Below are 21,217 nucleotides of genomic sequence, written 5' to 3' on the forward strand. Positions count from 1 at the left end.
AAGTCCTTAAAAACGACAAAAATAAGGCTTCATCAGGCTTTCCTTCCCTTTGGTCGATGCATTTCGACTACTTATCTATTTGATTTTTTTTTGTTTTGAATCAGATATTCCTTTGTTGGGTAAACTGTCCAAAAGACAACCACAAAATTTTAATTTGATGAAAACTACAATCCAACTATTTCTTTCAATGCTTCTTTTGATAGGAGTAAATGTCTCTGAAGGACATTCCCAGGGAACAAAACCCGATTATAAGATATCAGGTAAGGTTCTTGACAAATCCAACAACCAACCTATAGCTTATGCGGCAGTTTCTTTGGTGGATGCCGAATCCCGCCAAAATGTGGCAGGTGCGGTAGCAGATTTTGATGGGGTTTTTATTATCTCAGGATTCAAAAACGGAAAATACCTTGTCCAGGTATCTTTTATGGGTTTTCAGGCATTAACTACTGATTTGATTGAAATCACTGATCAGAAAACCACTTTCGATTTAGGAACCATCACATTGGAACAGGAGGCGGTAGCGCTTCAGGAAGTCACTGTCATGGGCCAACGTGACTTGATCGAAGAAAAAGTAGACAGGACAATCTACAATGCAGAAAATGACAAAACCCTCGTAGGAGGTGATGCTTCTGATGTATTGAGAAGGGTTCCGATGCTTTCAGTCGATATGGACGGAAACGTCTCCATGAGAGGAAGTTCAAGCATTTTGGTATTGTTGAATGGCAAACAATCCGCTATTGTGGCTACCAATGTGGCTGAAGCTTTGAAGCAGATTCCTGCAGAAGAGATCAAGTCCGTGGAAGTCATCACTTCCCCTTCTGCCAAATATGATGCCGAAGGTACAGGTGGTGTCATCAATATCATCACCAAGAAAAACAATATCCAGGGCGCTTCATTGAACATCAACAGCAGCGTGGGCTATAGAGGATCTAATCTTGGAGTTAACGCCAGTTTAAAGCAAAAGAAAATGTCCTGGACATTGGGTGGATTTGGAAGATCGGGATACAACATCCTTGGATTTTTTGAAAACCAACAGTATATCACCAATGCAGATGGTACTACCCGTAATATTTCCCAATATGCCGATACAAGAAGCAACATGCTTTTTGGCAGGTACAACTTGGGTTGGGATTATGAAATCAACAAATACAATTTCCTGACGGCTTCGGTCAGCCTTGGAGTCAGGAATATGAGAAACAATCAGGATGGATTGCTTACCAATACTTCCTTGGATGATGTGCTTCAGAGTTCCATTTTGAGAGATGTGAATACCGACAACCTTTCAAACAATGTTGATGTAAACTTCAACTACACCAAATCCTATGAGAAAAAAGGAAAAGAGTTCAGCATATCAGGATTATATAGCCAAAATAACCTCACAAACGACTTCATTAACAGCCAATACGATGATTCTTTTGAAAGCATTTCCAGAAGGATAAAGAACTTAAATGCCGGAACAAACCGTGAGTTTACCCTTCAGTTGGATTATGTTACCCCATTGGCAGAAAATCAAATTTTGGAATATGGTGCCAAAAACATCCTTAGAAAAGCAGTCAGTGACTTTGCATATTTCACAGCTGAAGGCCCTGAAGGTGAATTTGTCGAAGTCGAGGATGTTACTTTCTCCAATGAATTCAGCTATGACCAGAACGTAACAGCTGCTTACGCATCATATACGACCAACTTCTTAAAGAAATATTCCTTCAAAGGAGGAATGAGATATGAATACACAAGCATTACAGCAGATTTTGCCAATTCAGAACTTGGCGGTGAGATACCTTCTTTTGGAGTATGGGTACCAAGTGTAAACTTGAGCAGAAAATTGCAAAAAGGAAATATGATCAAAGCGGCCTACAACAGAAGGGTGCAGAGACCTTCCCTCAATTTCCTGAATCCAAACATCAATGCTGCCAATCCACAACAGATCACACAAGGAAATCCTTTGTTGGAGCCTGAATTGACAGACAACTATGAAATGTCATACAGCACCTTTTTGAAAGGTTCCAATTTGAATTTTACCACTTATTTCAGAAACACCACCGGTTCTATCCAACCAGTGAGGACAGTACTGGAAGATGACATCATCTTTACTACTTTTGAAAACATAGGTCAAGAAAAAGCCTACGGTCTTTCCATATTTGCCAATGTCAACCTTTCGGGCCAATTCTCAGTGAACGGTAGCGTTGAAAGTTACTTTGCTCAATTGGACAATGGTTTGTCAGATCCTTTGTATGCAGCATCCAATGAAGGATTTGTATTCAGCGGAAGGATTTTTGCAAACTACACCTTACCAAAAGATTGGCAGGTTCAAGCCTTCACTTTCCAAAGAGGAAGAAGGGTTGAATTGCAAGGTACTTCGGGAGGATTTGGAGTTTACGGTTTAAACTTCAATAAATCCTTCAATGAAAAAAGAGGTTCAATCGGATTCGGTGCTGAAAACTTCTTTACTAAAGTATTTACCATCAATAATGAATTGGTCACTCCAACAATCCTCCAACAAAGTACAGTTGGGATGAAAAACATGAACTTTAAAATCAATTTCAACTATAGGATAGGAAAATTGTCAGTCGACGGTCCCGGCTCTAGAAGAAAGAAAAGAGGGGTTACCAATGACGATCTTAAAGAGGGCGGAGATGGCAACAACGGTGCCGCTACCGGAGGAAATAATTAATAAATAGTTAAATGATTGGGTAATAGTTATTAATTAAGCCGCTTGGTTTTGTCAGGCGGTTTTTTTCAATTTTAGGGTTATAGAGGATGAGCCTTCATCCAAAGATTTTCAATAAAAATTACAGACACAAAAAAACCACTCAGGATAGCCTAAGTGGTTTTTTTATTTCATGATTTTACTCAAATCAAATTTCTTATTTATACATTACTTTTTTAACAGCATCGATAGTCCTTTTTACATTTGGCAATGTTGCCTCAATGTAGGTAGGGGCATAACTTAAGGGAACATCCATTGAGTTAACCCTGATCACAGGAGCGTCAAGGTAATCAAATGCGTTTCTTTGTATATGGTAAGCCAACTCAGAGGAAAGTCCGGCGATAGGATTGGCTTCTTCTACGACCACACACCTGTTGGTTTTCTTTACAGATTCCAGGCAAGTAGCATAATCTATAGGTCTGACAGTTCTCAAATCAATAATTTCAGCTTCAATTCCTTCTTTTGCCAATTCATCAGCAGCTTCGAATACCACTTTCATCATTTTTCCAAATGAAATGATAGTGACATCTTTTCCTTTTCTTTTGACATCGGCAACACCGATAGGTAATAGATACTCTCCTTCAGGAACTTCACCCTTGTCACTGTACATCAATTCAGACTCCATAAAGATCACAGGATCCGGATCCCTGATGGCTGCTTTCATCAAGCCTTTAGCATCGTAGGGGTTGGAAGGGACGATGACTTTAAGTCCGGGAGTATTTGCAAACCAATTCTCAAAGTTGGAAGAGTGGGTAGCGCCAAGCTGACCGGCATTTCCTGTTGGTCCTCTGAATACGATAGGAACACTGTAGGCTCCTCCCGACATAGAAAGCATTTTGGCCGCAGAATTGACTATCTGATCTATGGCAACCAATGAAAAGTTGAATGTCATGAATTCGATGATGGGCTTCAACCCGTTCATGGCGGCACCCACTCCCAGGCCTGCAAAACCAAGTTCTGCAATTGGTGTATCATAGACTCTTTCCGGGCCAAATTCATCCAACATACCCTGGGATACCTTGTATGCACCGTTGTATTCTGCCACTTCTTCGCCCATCAGAAACACGTTTTTATCGCGTCTCATTTCTTCGGACATGGCTTCTCTTAATGCTTCTCTAAATTGAATAACTCTCATTATAAACAGTATTTTCGCACGTAAAAATAGGAAGTAATCCCTCAATTCCAAAACATCCTTTGGTTTGCAGTACTATATTTTAGGAATGGTTTTTTGGTAAGGAATCCGCTCTTGGATTATTGTTTTTCGGGCTTGACAACAGGTTTGCCGGATTCGACCCAATTATTCAGTCCGCCTTCGAGCATGTATATTTTGGTGAACCCGAGTTCTTTCATTTTTTCTGTGGCAGGAATGGTTCTTTTTGCAGATCTACAATAGACATAATAGGTTTTCTTTTTGTTCAGTTTGCTGACTTCTTCCTCGAAGTTACCTCCTGTCCAATTGACAAATGTCGCCCCTTCAATAAATCCCTCGGCAGTCTCTTCGGGAGTTCGGATATCGAGAATTACTGCCTTTCTTCCTTTGTGGGCTTTGATGTCAAATTCAGCCGGGCTAAGCTTTGTCGCTCCTTCTTGCGCTAGTGATTCTTTTGGGATAGAGAAGAAAAGGGTCAGAATCATCAGTGTCCATACTGATTTTGACCAAGTAGTTTTATTTTTCATGACAAATAAGATGTTAGAATATTGGGGATTTCTTTATTTCTTTAGCAACAAATTTACTGATTAAAAAATTTAAAAAGCCCAAAATGAAGAAAATCGGCCTTATTTCTGACTCGCATGGGTACATTGACGAAATGATTGTTGCACACCTAAAGGAGGTAGATGAGATATGGCATGCCGGTGACATAGGTGAATTGTCTGTATTGGATCAATTACCCTCCGATAAGGTATTGAGGATCATCACCGGTAATATTGATGGGCTAGATGCAAGTAATTTTTTACCGGAAGAATTATGGTTTGATGTCGAGGGGCTCAAAGTTGGGATGATCCACATCGGTGGCAAACCGCCCCAATATGCCAAAGGAGTAAAAAATCTCATCAGGCAACACGGTGTCCGGCTATTTGTGTGCGGGCATTCACATATCTGCAAAGTGGAATTTGACAAAAACCTGAATTGCCTCTACATGAATCCCGGCGCTATTGGTCAATCAGGCTTTCATGTCATCCGGACAATGTTGCTTTTTGAAATTGAAAATGCTAAAATCCAAAATCTCAAGGTGGTGGAATTGGGGAAAAGAGGACGGGGTTAAAGGTTTATTGGTTATTTGTTTAACTGTACTGCAAAAAACTTGTCTTATTTCATGGAGAAAGGTTCAAATAAAAAAACATTCATTTTAAGAGTACATTCCATTTATCAGATTTAAACAATTAATCCTTTAAACGAATTACAAATAGCCAAATAACCAATAACCATTAGTCCAAAAACCAAAAACCATCCAATAAAAAAAGACAACGCGTCTATCGTTGCCTTTTTTATTTCTTTGGAAAGAAAAGTTAAACAGTATTAAGCGAAGTTCTTTTTTAGGTCTTCGATGTCTACATTTTTGATTACCGGCTTGGAACTCAACTGTTTGATCTTAATGACTCTTGTATTTTGCTTTAACCTCTTTCTTCTCAATTTTCTTTTTAGTGCAGTAACTCCCATCGTCTTATTCTTTATGTGAACTCAAATGAACCGCAAAATTAAGATAAAAATTTGATTTTGCTTAACTTTGGATAAAATTAATATAAAAGATGGCTGTCCAAAAACCAAGTTTGCCAAAAGGAACCCGTGATTTCGGTCCGCTCCAAATGGCAAGGAGAAATTTCATTTTAGATACGATCAAAGATACATTCAGACTTTTTGGTTTTCAGCAGATTGAGACTCCTGCCATGGAAAACCTCAGTACCCTTACCGGAAAATATGGCGATGAAGGAGATCAGTTGTTGTTTAAAATACTGAATAGTGGCGATTTTATCAAAGATGTCAAGGAAGAGGACATACAAGGGGGTAGTAGCAAAGTATTGCCCAAAGTAGCAGAAAAAGGCCTTCGCTATGACTTGACGGTTCCTTTTGCTAGGTATGTGGTCATGAACAGAAACGATATCTCTTTTCCTTTCAAGCGTTTCCAGATCCAGCCGGTTTGGCGGGCGGACCGTCCTCAGAGAGGAAGATACCGGGAATTTTACCAATGCGATGCAGATGTGGTGGGGACGGACAGTTTGGTATGCGAACTTGAAATCTTGCTCATGATAAAGCGGGTTTTTGGAAAACTTGGAATCACGGATTATGATATCAAAATCAATAACAGAAAAATTCTGACTGGGATTTCCGAAGTGATCGGCGAAAAAGGCAGGGAAGGGGAATTGTGCGTCGCTATTGACAAACTGGATAAAATCGGTTGGGAAAAAGTACAGGAGGAGTTGACACAGAGGAATTTTTCACCGGATTCTGTACTGAAACTTGAACCCATCATCAGCCTTAGCCAAAATAATGCTGACAAACTCAATTTCTTAAAGGATTTTTTAAAAGAATCCGAAACAGGATTAAAAGGAATTGCTGAATTGGAAGAAGTATTTGATTTGTTGCATAAATATGGAGAATCCGAAGCCCATGTAGATTTCGATGTTGTTTTGGCCCGTGGGCTCACGTATTACACAGGCGCCATATTCGAAGTCAAAGTCAACAATGTAACAATTGGATCAGTAAGTGGAGGAGGAAGGTATGACAACCTCACAGGAGTATTTGGATTGGACGGTGTGTCAGGAGTGGGATTCTCTTTTGGAGTGGACAGGCTTTATGATGTCATGGATGAATTGGGGATTTTTCCTGAAAGCAATTTGGAAAAAACCAAAGCGCTGATTACCCATTTCGATGAAAAAGGATTTGAATATGGTCTTCAAATCCTTCATAAATTGAGATCAGCAGGTATTCCTTCAGAACTTTTTCCTGAAACGGGGAAGATCAAAAAGCAACTGACCTATGCGGACAAGAAGCAAATCCCATTCGTAATTATCCTCGGCGAAAATGAAATTCAGGAGGGTAAAGTCAGCCTTAAAAACCTAAATTCCGGCACCCAAGAGACAGTCAGCATAGAAAAAGCCACCGAAATCCTCATCAACAGTTAACCCAATAACCAATGACCAATAACCAATAACCAATAACCAAAAACCCAAACCTCTAATTCACTTCCAATATGGCATTGATCGGGATGTGGGTGTTGCATTTTAACGAAACAAATCTATCCCCGACTGCCCAAACTGTAGTGCTTACCTGATAAATATTTCCATCTGCATCTTCAAATGTAATGGTAGATTTGCTCCTGAGTAGGTTGCCGATTGCCTGCGCCCGCATCAGGTCAAAATTTCGCCTTCTTTTCGCCATATCATCCATCAAGACCTCTTTATTTGAAAATTTCAGTCCGATTATTTTTTCTTTTTCTATTTTCTCAATTGTTTTCATGGGAGTAGAATTTAGAATATTGAATATACAGAAAATCAATCGTTTAATTTTTTGTTTTTGTTTCACAAAAACCATTTAATTTTTTAATGGTAAGAATTACCAAAATTTAATTTTGTCAGGTGACCCCGTTTTGAGTAATGTTTTCAAGTGCCTCGATTTCCATTATATTTGCAGATTGCAAAAAACGATAAGCTATGTTTGATTTTATGAGTATTATGAATAAGGTGAAGGAAGCCCAGGCAAAAATCAAGGATGCCCAGGCCAAATTGGTCCACCTTACCGCTGAAGGAGAATCCGGTGCAGGATTGGTGAAAGTGAAAGTAAATGGAAACCGACTAGTCATGTCCATAGATATGGATGATTCTTTGGTAAATATTTCCGATAAAGAAATGCTCAGCGACCTCGTAGTAGCAGCTACCAATAAAGCCTTGGAGGCCATAGAAATAAAAATCAAAGAGGAGCTCAAATCCGCAACTGATGGGATGATGCCAAACATTCCCGGGATGGATCTTGGAAGTATGTTTTGATGCAAAATGCCGCAATAGTCATACTGAATTACAACGGAGTGGAAATGTTGCGAAAATTTCTTCCCTCTGTAACTCAATTTTCCACTTTTCAGGTTATCGTGGCAGACAACGGAAGCACAGACTGTTCCGTCGATCTACTTTTGAATAATTTCCCTCAAATAAGATTGATTCGGTTAGAATCTAATTTTGGCTTTACGGGAGGGTACAACCGGGCTTTGGAAATAATTAGGGGGGATTTCGGCTATTATATCCTTCTCAATTCTGATGTGGAAGTAGAAAAAGCATGGGATGTAAAACTGATCCGATTTTTGGAGGAAAATCCTAAAGCAGCGGCTGTTCAACCGAAAATACTTTCTTTTCCAAATCGGGGTTATTTTGATTATGCCGGTGCAGGTGGTGGTTTTTTAGATGGATTGGGTTATCCATATTGCAGAGGGAGAATTTTTGATACTGTTGAGAAGGATGAGCATCAGTATGATGATACTATTCCTGTGGATTGGGCTTCAGGGGCGTGCATGGCAATCAGGGCAAGCTTGTTTCATCAAGCAGGAGGATTTGATGAAAGGTTTTTTGCCCATATGGAAGAAATTGATATTTGTTGGAAAATCAGAAAGATGGGCTATTCTATCCATTATTTGGGAATTTCCAAAGTCATGCATGTCGGTGGAGGAACCCTTCACAGGACCAATCCTTGGAAAACTTTTCTGAACTTCCGAAACAACCTCCTTATGCTCCACCAAAATCTGAAAACTTCCTGCTTTGCCTCTGTTTATCTGAAGAGAATACTGCTTGATTTGTTGGCAGCTTTTGTTTTTGTTGTCAGGGGAAATTTTCAAGATGGCAAAGCAGTCCTACAAGCTCACTTTGCATTTCACAAAATGAAATCCAAATCCCTGAAGTCTAAGGAAATTGAAAATATAGGGATCATTGGAAATGCCAATTCCCGAAGCTCAATATTATGGGATTATTATATAAGAGGGAAAAGGACTTATCAAGACCTTTAATCAAAAAGTACAGGATTGTTCATCTTGCGGAAATATTTCCTGATTTTCATCATCATCGCTAGACTTACATAGATAATGATAGGTGAACCTAATGTAATAAAAGAACTGTAAATGAAGAATAACCTGATGCTGTCAATCGGGAAATGAAGACGTTCAGCTAGTTTGTAGCATACGCCAAAAGCCCTATCTTGAAAAAAAAGCTTAATTTCGTTCATATATAGTTGGTCTTGGTTAGCGGGACAAAATTACTAATTTAAATTCATTAATCTAATTGAATGCCAAATGTTTAATAATCTGATAAAATCAACCCTCTTTTTTTTGTTCATTTATTGTTTGGGATCTTGCAGTCCAAAAACCGGTTTATATGACAACCTGATGGACGGCATTGTCGCCAAACCTGAAATTTTGAAATTGCATAGAGATTCGGTTCGGGTTACCATACAGGGGGCAGTGCCTTTGAAATATTTGACCAAGGATGCAAAAATATACCTCTATCCCGAATATATATATGGAGAAGGTTCATTGAGATTGGGTGAATTTATTCCATTTGATGCGGCCTATACCAAAAACCTCATTGATGCCAAGGTAGACGAGAGTATCGTTTTTCCATATTTGCCTGGAATGGAAAAAGGGCAATTGGTGCTCAAAGGGATGGTGGATAGGAAGAAAGGGACTTTCCAAGCGCCAATTAAAGTCATTGCAGAAGGTCTTGAGACCACACCTCTATTGACGAGATATGGACAAGTACTTCCCGATCAGCCTATTCCGGAAATTGGTATTTATATCCTTAGGGAATTTAGGGATGTGGACCGCTTTGAAACCAGGGATTTCTATATTCCTTTTGAACTTGGAAAAGGACAAAAATCTAATCCTGTGTTTTCCGTCCCTTTTTCCGATTATCTAATTAAGGGAGAAACGGGAATGAAAATCAAAAAAGTCGTGGTCACAGGATTGTCTTCCCCTGAGGCAAAAGACAACACTAATGGGTTGGCAAAAGAAAGGGGGGATTTTATTGCCGAAAGATTGAAGTCAAACCGTTTTTTGTCTAAAATTCCCATTGAATCGATGTATAGGTCCGGAGATTGGTTTGACCTGAGACAGCTTTTGTCAGAATATGAGGGCATCTCCCAAGATCAAAAGGAGTTTGTATATGCCATTCTATTAAATGGAAATAGCTTTGCTTCCCAATTATCAGCACTCCAAAAGCTGCCTTCTTATAAAAATATATCAAGCGATTTATTCCCAAAGCTGCGATCAGCCAAGGTTTCCTTTGAGCTTGAAAATACACGATTCGATGATAAGGAAATTTATGCAAGTGTTTTCGCCTTACTAAACGGAGATGACCCCTTGGAGGGATTTGAAAGCGACCACCTTATATATGCAGGTCAAAATGCGCTTAAGCTTGATGAAAAGGAGGCCATATACAAAAAATTGAATGAGCTTTTTCCTTCAGAATTGTCTTACAACAACCTTGGTGTGGTGTATTTAAATTTGGCTCAAAGGGAATTGGATGTAAGGAAGAAAAACATTCTAATTTCAGATGCCCTTACAAATTTGAAGCAGGCAAATAAAATCAAACCTGGATCTATTCCACTCCATAATATTGGGAGAGCTTATTTATTAAGGGGTGATTATTTTGAAGCTTATATCGCCATCTCAGAAGCCTCTGCAATGGAAAAAGAGGAAACCAATGATTTTTTAAATTACAATGAAGGACTTCGCGGGGCCTTAGACATTATAAACGGAGATTATAAACTCGCTACTATCAGGTTTAACAAGACGATAGAAAATGAAAGCAATTACTTTAATAAAGGATTAGCCTACTTTTTATCTGAAGATTATTTGAAGGCATCAGAAAACTTTGAGTCATCTGTCCAAGCGGATAGGGAAGCGGGTTTTGGATTTTATGGACTTGCTTTGGTCGCTGCTGTAAATCGTGATAGAATGGCTTTGATGGAAAATCTTGGAAAGGCTGTAGAACGGAGCGAATACCTAAAACAAAAAGCCCTTACAGACATTAACTTCAAAAATTACCGAGATGAACAAGAATTCATTAACCTGTTCAAATAGTATGTAAAAAAGAGAATATTCTTCGTTCAAAAAGCAAATTTCATTTTTACTCAAAAACTTTTGAATTTGTCTTTTATCATTTATATTAGGTCCTGACTTGTGTAAATACAATAGAAAACTACAATTCTGTAAAATATTGCAGACTAATATATTTTCTATATATTGGCAGCGTTAGAAATTAACAACTATTAACATTAACCCAAAATCTCCATGCCTATGATTCCATTCTTTTTTTTTAAAAAGTAAAATAAATCGTTTTAGCACCCCTTAAATTGGCGTTTTGAATCACTTATTCAAAACGAAGTAGCGACAGTTCTTCTGTCAAGGTATAATAGGCAATAGTTCAGGAAATCAATTTTATCTTCCCCAAAACTGTTGCAATTATTTTAAAGATACTTGCAAACGATTGCACTATCGGTTGAATTGATGAAAAACTTTAAAATCTTATCAATTAATAATTATTACCCAATCAATCTATGTTTATGGAAAAACTCTACAAAAGCCTAAGTGTATTCCTACTACTCTTAGTTCTTTCCAGCGCCACGGCGTTGGCACAAAAAACGGTCACAGGAACCATCTTGGATGAGTTCGGTGACGGATTGCCGGGCGTAACCGTGTTGGTAAAAGGAACCACCACTGGTACAGCCACAGATATTGACGGAAAATTCTCCCTCAATGTACCAAGCAACGAAAGTGTGCTTGTTTTCTCTTTTATCGGTTACAGGACTGTCGAGCAAGTTGTGGGCAACCGCTCCGTGATCGATTTTGCTATGGCTCCGGATGAAAGACAATTGACAGAATTGGTTATCACAGGTTACACCATTGATAGCCGAAGAGAGACCACCGGTGCGATATCCACAGTTAACCCTCGAGACTTGACCATCATACCGACAGGTAATGTGGAGCAGGTGCTTCAAGGTAGGATTGCCGGTGTTACTGTCGTAACAAACGGTCAGCCAGGTACCACCTCTCAAGTTAGGGTTCGTGGATTTGGTGCATTTGGTGGTAACCAACCTCTTTATGTCGTGGATGGAGTTCCTGTAGAAAACACGGACTTTATCAACCCTGACGATATTGAGTCTACTACTGTATTGAAAGATGCAGCAGCAGCTTCCATCTATGGAGCAAGGGCAGCCAACGGTGTGATCATTTATACCACAAAAGGTGGTAGCAAAAAAGCTCAGAAATTGAGATTTGACTACAATGGTATGTACGGTTTCACTGATCCGGGAGCAGGTTTGAGCATGGCAAACCCTCAAAATTTCGCGGATTTGACTTGGTTGGCAGAAACAAACCAAGCTAGAATTGACAACAGGGCTCCAAATTATGGACACCCTCAGTTCGGAACAGGTTCTTCTCCTGTATTGCCTTACTATATCAATGTTGGCGGTGCAGCAGGTGTTGCAGGTCCATTTAGCCAGGCACAATTGGACGAGCAAAGAGCTTTATATAACAATGACCCTAGAAAAGGTCCAGTTCACCAATTGGTAAGGGCTGCAACAGGCGAGGGAACTGATTGGTACGAAGCTGTTACAAGAAGGGCACCGATTACTAGACATTCATTGGGTTTCTATGGTGGTAACGGTACAAGCAGATTCTTTTTGGGATTGGGTATTCAAGAACAAGCCGGTATCCTGATTGGCAACGATTTTAGAAGAATATCATTAAGAGCAAACTCTGAGCACGATCTTGGTTCCAAAGTGAGAATCGGACAAAACTTCCAAGCTACTTACCGTTCTGTCCTTGGACAGACAGGTGGTAATGGAGGTCAAGGTGTTTCCGGTGATGAAAATGATATCCTTCAGGCATTCAGAATGCCATCCATCATCCCTGTTAGGGACGAATTCGGTGGTTATGCAGGTACCGCCGCAAGAGGATTCAACAACCCAAGAAACCCTGTTGCAAACAGAGAAGGGCTTGAAAATAACAGAAACTTTAACGCCAATGCTTTTGGTAACGTGTATTTGGAAGTGGATCCTATCGAAAACTTGACTTTCAGAACTTCAATTGGTGGTCAGTATGACAACTTCTATGGTGTAGGATTCAGCAGATTACAATATGAAAACTCTGAAAACAACTCAGCTTTCGGATACAATGAGTTTTCAGGATATGTTTTCCGTTGGACATTCACCAATACCTTGACTTATACTAAAAAATGGGGTCAACATGCAGTAAGAGCCTTACTTGGTCAAGAGGCATTGAACACAGGTGCTGGAAGAAGTATCAATGCTTCTGGTCAAAGCCCTTTCTCTGAAGACCCTAATTTTGTGAACATTTCCAACTTACCGGTTTCTTCAAGACAGGTGAATAGCGGTCAGTTTTTGGGAGTTAACTTCTATTCATTGTTTGCTACAGCAAGGTATACTTTCAATGACAAGTACATAGTGGATGCGGTTGTGAGAAGGGATGGTTCTTCAAGATTTGGTGCAAATAACAGATTCGGTGTTTTCCCTGCATTCTCTGCAGCATGGAGAATTTCTGCTGAAAGCTTCATGGCTTCTGCTACTTGGTTGGATGATTTGAAAATCCGAGGTGGTTGGGGTCAAATGGGTAACTCTAACAACGTTCCACCAGAAAATCAATATAACTTATTTGGAGGAAACGTTGGTGCATCTTCTTACGATATCGGTGGTACAAACAGTTCTGCGATCATTGGTTTCAGAAGATCAAACATAGGAAACCCTGATGGAAAGTGGGAAACTTCGGTAACCAAGAACATCGGTTTCGACGGTACTGCTTTTGGTGGTAAGTTGGACGTGATTGTTGATTTCTGGCAAAAAGATACTAAGGACTTGTTGTTCAGAGTTCCTTTGCCAGCAACTGTTGGGTTTAATGCCACTGCACCGCTTGTAAACATCGGTGAAATGATGAACAGAGGTGTGGACATCATGGTAGCTACCAGGGGTAATTTCAATAAGGACTGGAGATATGAATTCCAAGTAAATGGTGGATTGCTAAAGAATGAAATTGTAGCGTTGTCCCCAGGTTTGGAATTTATCACGCAGGGTAACCCAAGTTTCAGAGGTATTGAGCCTATCAGAAATGCCGTTGGTCAACCACTCTCCTCTTTCTTTGGATATCAGGTAGAAGGTTTATTTAGCAGCCAGGAAGATGTAAATAACCACGCAACACAAACAGGTGCCGCTCCGGGTAGATTTAAATTCCAAGACATCAATAACGACGGTGAAATTACGCCGGAAGACAGAACTTTCTTGGGAAGTCCAGTTCCAAAGTTCTCAGGAGGTTTCAACTTCACTATTGGGTACAAAAACTTTGATTTGGCAGCATATTTCTACGGAACAGCAGGCAACAAGATCTGGGCACAGTGGAGATGGTTTACAGATTTCTTCCAGACATTTGAAGGTGCTGCAATCTCTACAAGGTTGAATGATGCTTGGACTCCAAACAATCTAGGTGCAACAATCCCAGTTGTGGAAAAAACTGCAAACTTCAGTACTTCTAACGTTGCCAACTCTTACTACGTAGCTGACGGTTCTTATTTGAGATTGCAAAACCTAACTGTAGGTTATACATTACCAAATGAAATCCTTCAGAGATGGAAGATTGAAAGATTGAGAGTTTTCATGTCAGCTAATAACCTATTCACATTGACAGGTTATGACGGATTAGATCCAATGGTGGGTGGTAACGTTGATACTGCCTTTGGTATAGATGTGGGTAACTATCCTGTAACAAGAGGATATACTTGGGGTTTAAACCTTAGTTTCTAATCAAACAATCTGTTAAACAAACTGTTGTTGTAAAAAAAATTCATAAATCAAGTTAAATTATGAAAAACATAAAATATCAATTCGCGGCAATGCTGACAGCAGGAATGATGCTGTTTGCTACAAGTTGTGACGATTCCTTTCTGGAAGTCCCCGCTGTTGGACAATTGGATGAAAACGTTCTATCCGGTTTGGCGGGGATAGATGCAGTTTTACTTTCTGTATATTCCCAAGTAAATGGAAGAAACCAAAGATTGGCTTCTCCTTCAAACTGGGTTTGGGGAAGTATTAGGGGTGGTGATGCCAACAAAGGAACTGACCCTGGTGATTTCTCTACCATCAACCCTGTTCAGAGATTTGAAACAGATGCCACTGTGGCCATTTTGGAAGAAAACTGGTTTGGAAATTTTGAAGGTATCTCTAGAGCAAACCAAGTGTTAAGGTTGTTGGACAAAAAAGGTCCTGATGTATCTGATACTTATGCTACAAATGTAGAGGCACAGGCAAGATTTTTGAAGGCCCACTTCTATTTCCAACTTTGGAGAAATTTTAACAGAGTTCCAATCCTTGCAAAAGATGTTGATTATAAAGCGGGCTTAGAGGATGTAGTTAATGACCAAGAAATGTTACCTTATATTGAGGCTGAAATGAGGTTTGCAGCAGATAATCTTCCTGGAACCCAACCTCAAGTAGGTAGAGTGAACTCTTGGGCGGCTAAATCGTACTTGGGTAAAATCCTGCTTTACAAAGCAAACCAAACCGGCGCTGCTGCTGATTACCAAGCTGCAAAAACATTGTTTGACGATGTGATTGCAAATGGTGTGACTAGCAATGGGTTAAAATATGGCTTGGTTCCTTACTATGATAATATGTTCAGAGGAGCCAATGACAACCACCAAGAATCTATTTGGGCTTACCAATCAGCTGTAAATACTGGTTCTGTGAACAATGCAAACCCTGAGTTTGACTTGAACTTCCCCTACAACACTGGACCTAACGGACCGGGTAACTGTTGCGGATTCTTCCAGCCTAGCTTTACATTTGTAAACTCCTTCAGAACAAGTGCAGGTCTTCCTTTGTTGGACGGATCATTCAATGCACCTGCAAACAGAGTAGCAAATGATATGGGTATCGGTTCTGCTGATCCATTCACTCCGGATGCAGGTCCACTTGATCCTAGAGTAGACCATACTGCAGGTAGAAGAGGTATTCCTTATTTGGATTGGCAAGATCATCCAGGCGCTGCTTGGATCCGTAACCAGCCAAATGCAGGTCCTTATGCTCCTAAAAAATATGTGTATACAAGATCTGAGCAAGGTTCTTTCCAGGACAACTCGTCTTGGACTCCAGGCTATACCGGTATCAATTTCATGATCATCCGATTCGCAGATGTATTATTGATGTCTGCTGAAGTGGAAGTAGAATTGGGTAACCTTGAAGCTGCAAGAGCACTTGTAAACCAGGTGAGAACAAGAGCAAAAAATTCACCTTTGTTGAGAGCTAACGGTACTCCTGCTGCAAACTACGTTGTAAATACTTATGATGCTGCTTGGACAGATGCCAACACTGCACGTGCAGCAGTAAGATTTGAGCGTAAGCTTGAATTGGGTATGGAAGGTCACAGATTCTATGACTTGGTAAGATGGAAAACTGACAAGGCTGAATTGGATGCGTATTTTGCATTGGAAGGCGTATTGTTGCCTGCTGCAATGGGAAGCACCTCTTATGACATCAAACACCGTTTGTTGCCTATCCCTCAAAACCAGATTGACCTAGTAGGTCCTGATAAGTTGATTCAGAATCCTGGATTTTAATCCATAAGTCAATTACCATATAAGAAAGAGGTGACCATTTGGTCACCTCTTTTTTTTTGGTCGATGGATTTTTGACTTTTCTTTTTTTGGATCACATAATTACCCGTAAATTCAAAGCCTAACCCAAAGCACTATTTAACCCAATCAAAGCCATGAAATCTTTCTATTATATAGGTATATTTTTATTGCTTATTGTCTATTCCTGCTCCCAAAAAGAGAATACGTTATTTCAGCTCCGCACCCAAAATGAGACCGGCATAGCATTCAATAACCTCATAGTGGAAACAGACTCTTTCAATATCCTCACAGACGAGTATATTTTTAATGGGGGAGGAGTAGCCACAGGTGACTTCAACAATGACGGCTTGCCAGATTTGTTTTTTACAGGGAATCAGGTTGCCAATAAGCTTTATTTGAATGAAGGTAAATTCAAATTCAAAGATGTCAGTTTGATATCCGGAATCGAAGCCAAGGACAGATGGAGTACAGGAGTGACTGTGGTAGATATCAATGCTGACGGGTTTTTGGACGTTTATGTTTGCGGAGCGATGTTCAAGTCACCTGATAAAAGGGCGAATATGCTTTTTGTAAATCAGGGATTGAACGAGGAAGGCATACCCACTTTTATCGAATCTGCAGCACAATATGGGATTGCGGGAGCTGATAACAGCATGATGGCAACCTTTTTTGACTACAACAATGATGGTTTGCTAGATCTGTATGTACTCAATAACGAGCAGAGTAAGTCAATTCCATCCAATTACAGAGAAAAAATAACTGACGGTTCGGCCATTAACAATGACCGGCTATACCGGAACAATGGCAATGAAACCTTCACCGATGTTACTTTGGAAGCGGGCATTACTACTGAGGGATTTGGTCTTGGCTTGGCTGTAGCTGATCTCAATGGGGATGGTTGGTCAGACCTCTACATCAGCAATGATTACACCACTAATGACATCCTATATATCAATAACCAAGATGGCACTTTTTCTAACAGATCCAAAGAAAAGCTACGCCACCAAAGCATGTTCTCAATGGGTTCCGACATCTCGGATTATAACAATGATGGATTCCCGGATATAGTCACCTTAGACATGCTAGGGGAAAACAACTACAGGAAAAAGACCACCATTTCTAAAAATTCCTATCAGACCTACATCAGCAACGAGCAATGGGGCTATGAGTACCAACATGTTCGTAATATGCTCCATATAGGCAATGGGCCTGACATTCCTTTTAGTGAGATTGGGTTTATGGCAGGAATGTACCAGACGGATTGGTCCTGGTCTCCTTTGTTTGTGGACATGGACAATGATGGAAATAAAGACCTGTTGATTACGAATGGCTTTCCAAGGGATATCACCGACAAAGACTTTGCAAACTACCGAGCAGATGTCGGAGGTGTGGCCTCGGTCAGGCAATTATTGGATTCTATTCCGGTAATCAAAATCCCGAATTACGCTTATAAAAACAAAGGAGATTGGAGCTTTGAAAATGTCGGTGACAATTGGGGTTTGAGCAAGCCTTCTTTTTCAAACGGAGCTGTTTTTGCAGACCTTGACATCGACGGTGACTTGGATTATGTGGTCAATAATATCAACGATCCTGCATTTGTATTTGAAAACACATTGAACTCCAAGGAAACCAAGCCCAATTACCTCAGAATAAAATTGGCTGGACCTACTTCTAATCCTTTTGGAATCGGGGCGAAAATTGTAGTCAGATTTGGTGAAAATGAATTCCAATACCAAGAACAGCAACTTTCAAGAGGGTATTTATCAGCTGTGGAAGAGATTATTCATTTTGGCTTGGATACAATAAATGAAGTCAATTCCTTGGAGATCCTTTGGCCGGATGGCCGATTCGAAAAAACAGATGGACTCCTCTCCAATCAGGTGATTGAACTGAAACATGCAAATGCTTCGGCCAAACCGGCCGTGTTGGATTTTCCTTTTGGACCAAAGTCTGTTTCCCCGATCTTAGAAGAGGTATCAGCTAACTTAGGGATTGAGTATACTCACCAAGAAATGGATAAAATCGATTACAATGTCCAAAGAACCCTTCCCCATAAACTCACCCAATATGGCCCAAGCTTGGCAGTAGGTGACCTCAACGGAGATGGCTTGGAAGACTTCATTATCGGCAGCGCCTCGGGTTATTCTCCGGTTATCAATCTTCAAAATCAAAACGGTATTTTCTCATCCAAAGAAATGTTTGTTTCGGAAATGGAGAAATCCTTTGAAGAAATGGGAATGTTGCTTTTTGACCTTGACAATGATGGAGACCTAGACCTTTATCTCGTTTCAGGCAGTTCAGAATTTATGCCTGAAGCTGCCGAATATCAAGATAGAATATACATCAATGATGGAAAAGGAAATTTTTCGGAGCAAAAAGAAATCCTCCCTTTAATCAAAACCAGTGGTACAACAGTAAGGGCAGCTGATTTTGATGGAGATAGCTTTATGGATTTATTTGTTGGGGGCAGGACTCCCATCGCCCAGTACCCACTGCCTGACCAATCTCTCATCCTAAAAAACACCCAAGGCAAGTTGGAGGATGTCACTGATATAGTCGCCCCGGGACTGCGAAGGATAGGAATGGTTACCGATGCACTTTGGACAGACGTGGATGGTGATGGAGACTTGGACTTGATGGTAGCCGGTGAACTTATGGCCATTACCCTTTTCATTAACAAAAATGGAAAACTTGAAAAAGTATCAGATTCCGGTTTGGAAAACCACCTTGGCTGGTGGAATAGCCTAGTATCTGCTGACTTTGACGGAGACGGAGATATGGATTATGTGGCAGGAAATATGGGGGCCAACAATTACTACCACCCTACTGCTGAGCGTCCGGTAAAAATATATGCCAAGGACTTTGACAGCAATAGAAGTATAGATCCCATCACTATCACTTATTTCAAAGACCAGGAAAATAAATACATTCCGGTTCCTGCACATTATTGGGATGACTTGTATGGTCAGAGCACCCTTTTCAGAAGGAAATTTGAAAGGTATAAACAATACGCCAGGATTACAGAAGCTGATTTGTTTACTGCAGAAGAATTGGAAGGTGTGACCATCCTGCAGGGCAATTATGACAGAAGCAGCTATCTAGAAAATCTTGGCAACGGGAAGTTTAAAATCCATGAGTTACCACTGTTGGCGCAAATTGCACCTGTCAACGGTGTAGCGATTGACGATGTGAATACGGATGGGAACCTCGATGTCCTTTTGGTAGGCAATGACTATGGAAACGAAGTTTTCTCAGGCAGGTATGATGCCATGACGGGATTGGTCTTGTTGGGAGATGGGAAAGGAAGTTTTTCGCCTGTAAGAAGTCTTGAAAGCGGGTTTGTGGTACCGGGAGATGCCAAAGCCATGACGATATTGACAATGTCGGATGGCAAATACATCTACCTTTCTTCCCAAAACAGAAATACCTTGAAAATTCATGCTGCTGAGAATGCCAATACAGGCAAGGTCTTCAAAGTCCCCGCCAGATTCCATACCGTAATTTTGGAATTGGAAAATGGCAAAACCCATAAAATTGAGATTTTCAATAGATCAGGATTCCTATCCAATTCAGGAGGAACCATTTCCTTGCCTTCAAATTTGAAGAGCATAAAAGGGATTGATTATAAAGGGGGAGTAGTGGGACTGGAATTTTGATATGATTTAATCAAGGCATTGGTTGTTTTGACGGAAAATCAATCTCTCAATTACTCATCAAATTTTATCAAAACCTAATTGGTTTTTATTCTTAATCTATGCTATAAACATATCTTCTTTTTTGGGTAATCGCTTATTAAAAACTTAGACTCTTAACAACATTAGATCTTGACAACAATTAGAACCAATGCAACCCTATGTTCTCCATGATCCTATGCGGTAAAAAATTCATATTTTTCCATCTGTGAAAATCCAGTTCATCTGTATTTAAATTCCCCATCCCTGATTTGGCGGAAAGCCAATCTCCTCCTTGCACTTTAAATTTGCCAAAACCCAACTCGACCATATGTGACATCATTTTCTATAAACATGTCACCCCTTAGGTTTTTTTTCATACCGAAAAGGCGAAGCAGACAACCAAAAAAGGCGAAAGACTCTCAAGACTTGATTTCCGGATAATCTTGATAACTTAAAAACCCAACACAGATTACGACCACCACAATCATTACAACTTGTAAACCAGACTATCCGCAGCAGACGACAAACTTCCCCTTATGTGCTCTCTCAGTACTCTGAGGTAAATTAAAAAATCTTCTTTTATAAAATTCTGAATTATTGGGTAAAAAAAAACTCTCAGGTTTGAAAACCTGAGAGTCGAATTAGGGTCTTACAAATTAAGTCTGTTATTTTTTCGGCGAATTCCCGCTTGCTTCAAGTGCTGATTCCCTAAGTTCAATTATCAATTTTTCCATTTTGGAGTGCCATTCCACAAACTTTTCCAAAACAGAAGTTACTTGCATTTCACTTTTCTCTTCCTCCGAGGTAGATGATTCATCCTTGTCCTTAGATTTCCTGGATTTTTTCGATGCCTTTAATTTATTAGGATCAAAGGACTTCAGTTCAGAAAGCCAATTGTCCTTTTCCATCAACTTACTGAGTTTTTTGCCTTCTTTGATGTGTTTTTTGGAATCAGATTTAGAGACTTTAAGACTATCGATGGTTAGATGCTTTTTCTTAAGTCCTAGTCCATATATTTCGTTGATCTCTACCAAAAATGCATCCACAACACCCTTTAAATGGAACAGAAATGAATATTGATGCGCTTTCTCAATCTCAGAGCCGGAAATAGCAGGGTTATTAAGTTCTTCTAGATAAAGTTTCGCATAGTTTAACCTTGATTCTGTTATTGCCTTCAAGTGAGTATAATTCTTCATTTTCATAATTTACCTGTGTTTAT

Annotated in this window: 14 protein-coding genes; 9 read left to right on the forward strand and 5 right to left on the reverse strand. The window is 39.9% G+C overall.

All coding sequences use genetic code 11. The annotated features are described in order from the left end of the window. The first annotated feature begins 157 nt into the window (after positions 1-157). Positions 158-2,671 carry a TonB-dependent receptor gene (locus NU887_RS00355; protein ID WP_258421361.1) on the forward strand — a complete coding sequence of 838 codons (2,514 nt, stop codon included), beginning with the start codon at positions 158-160 and terminating at the stop codon, positions 2,669-2,671. Between the two features lie 193 nt (positions 2,672-2,864). On the opposite strand, the gene NU887_RS00360 is transcribed toward NU887_RS00355, so the two are convergent. After that, on the reverse strand, positions 2,865-3,842 hold the full coding sequence (locus NU887_RS00360) for a pyruvate dehydrogenase complex E1 component subunit beta (RefSeq protein ID WP_258421362.1): 978 nt from the start codon (positions 3,840-3,842) through the stop codon (positions 2,865-2,867). A 116-nt stretch (positions 3,843-3,958) separates the two neighbouring features. Beyond that, positions 3,959-4,384: a rhodanese-like domain-containing protein gene (locus tag NU887_RS00365; RefSeq protein WP_258421363.1), complete on the reverse strand. Its 426-nt coding sequence runs from the start codon at positions 4,382-4,384 to the stop codon at positions 3,959-3,961. Between the two features lie 83 nt (positions 4,385-4,467). Between NU887_RS00365 and NU887_RS00370 the strand changes: the two genes are divergently transcribed. Continuing rightward, positions 4,468-4,971: a metallophosphoesterase family protein gene (locus tag NU887_RS00370; protein ID WP_258421364.1), complete on the forward strand. Its 504-nt coding sequence runs from the start codon at positions 4,468-4,470 to the stop codon at positions 4,969-4,971. Between the two features lie 484 nt (positions 4,972-5,455). After that, a complete protein-coding gene (hisS, locus tag NU887_RS00375) occupies positions 5,456-6,829 on the forward strand; it encodes a histidine--tRNA ligase (protein ID WP_258421365.1) in 1,374 nt (457 codons plus the stop codon). Between the two features lie 52 nt (positions 6,830-6,881). On the opposite strand, the gene NU887_RS00380 is transcribed toward hisS, so the two are convergent. After that, complete coding sequence (locus NU887_RS00380; RefSeq protein WP_258421366.1) at positions 6,882-7,163, reverse strand: hypothetical protein; 282 nt, start codon at positions 7,161-7,163, stop codon at positions 6,882-6,884. Positions 7,164-7,357: 194 nt separating this feature from the next. Here NU887_RS00380 and NU887_RS00385 point away from each other — a divergent pair, with 194 nt between their 5' ends. After that, on the forward strand, positions 7,358-7,690 hold the full coding sequence (locus NU887_RS00385; RefSeq protein ID WP_258421367.1) for a YbaB/EbfC family nucleoid-associated protein: 333 nt from the start codon (positions 7,358-7,360) through the stop codon (positions 7,688-7,690). Beyond that, positions 7,690-8,694 carry a glycosyltransferase family 2 protein gene (locus tag NU887_RS00390; RefSeq protein WP_258421368.1) on the forward strand — a complete coding sequence of 335 codons (1,005 nt, stop codon included), beginning with the start codon at positions 7,690-7,692 and terminating at the stop codon, positions 8,692-8,694. Before NU887_RS00385 ends, NU887_RS00390 begins: the two co-directional genes overlap by 1 nt. On the opposite strand, the gene NU887_RS00395 is transcribed toward NU887_RS00390, so the two are convergent. Next, positions 8,691-8,909 (reverse strand): PspC family transcriptional regulator, encoded by a 219-nt coding sequence (locus NU887_RS00395; RefSeq protein WP_258421369.1) that lies wholly within the window; start codon positions 8,907-8,909, stop codon positions 8,691-8,693. The genes NU887_RS00390 and NU887_RS00395 overlap by 4 nt on opposite strands. 103 nt (positions 8,910-9,012) lie before the next feature. On the opposite strand from NU887_RS00395, the gene NU887_RS00400 reads away from it, so the two are divergent. From NU887_RS00400 to NU887_RS00415, 4 genes are all read left to right on the forward strand, one after another. Continuing rightward, on the forward strand, positions 9,013-10,764 hold the full coding sequence (locus NU887_RS00400) for a tetratricopeptide repeat protein (protein ID WP_258421370.1): 1,752 nt from the start codon (positions 9,013-9,015) through the stop codon (positions 10,762-10,764). Between the two features lie 476 nt (positions 10,765-11,240). Beyond that, positions 11,241-14,495, forward strand: a complete 3,255-nt coding sequence (locus NU887_RS00405; protein WP_258421371.1) for a SusC/RagA family TonB-linked outer membrane protein — start codon at positions 11,241-11,243, stop codon at positions 14,493-14,495. A gap of 59 nt (positions 14,496-14,554) precedes the next feature. Then, positions 14,555-16,306, forward strand: coding sequence for a RagB/SusD family nutrient uptake outer membrane protein (locus NU887_RS00410; RefSeq protein WP_258421372.1), 1,752 nt, complete (start codon positions 14,555-14,557; stop codon positions 16,304-16,306). Positions 16,307-16,458: 152 nt separating this feature from the next. Then, positions 16,459-19,980: a CRTAC1 family protein gene (locus NU887_RS00415; protein ID WP_258421373.1), complete on the forward strand. Its 3,522-nt coding sequence runs from the start codon at positions 16,459-16,461 to the stop codon at positions 19,978-19,980. A gap of 683 nt (positions 19,981-20,663) precedes the next feature. Here the strand turns inward: NU887_RS00415 and NU887_RS00420 are convergent. Next, positions 20,664-21,194: a DUF6586 family protein gene (locus NU887_RS00420; RefSeq protein ID WP_258421374.1), complete on the reverse strand. Its 531-nt coding sequence runs from the start codon at positions 21,192-21,194 to the stop codon at positions 20,664-20,666. Positions 21,195-21,217 lie beyond the last annotated feature (23 nt).

The organism is Aquiflexum gelatinilyticum, assembly GCF_024741135.1.
In the GTDB taxonomy this organism is placed as follows: Bacteria; Bacteroidota; Bacteroidia; order Cytophagales; family Cyclobacteriaceae; genus Cognataquiflexum; species Cognataquiflexum gelatinilyticum.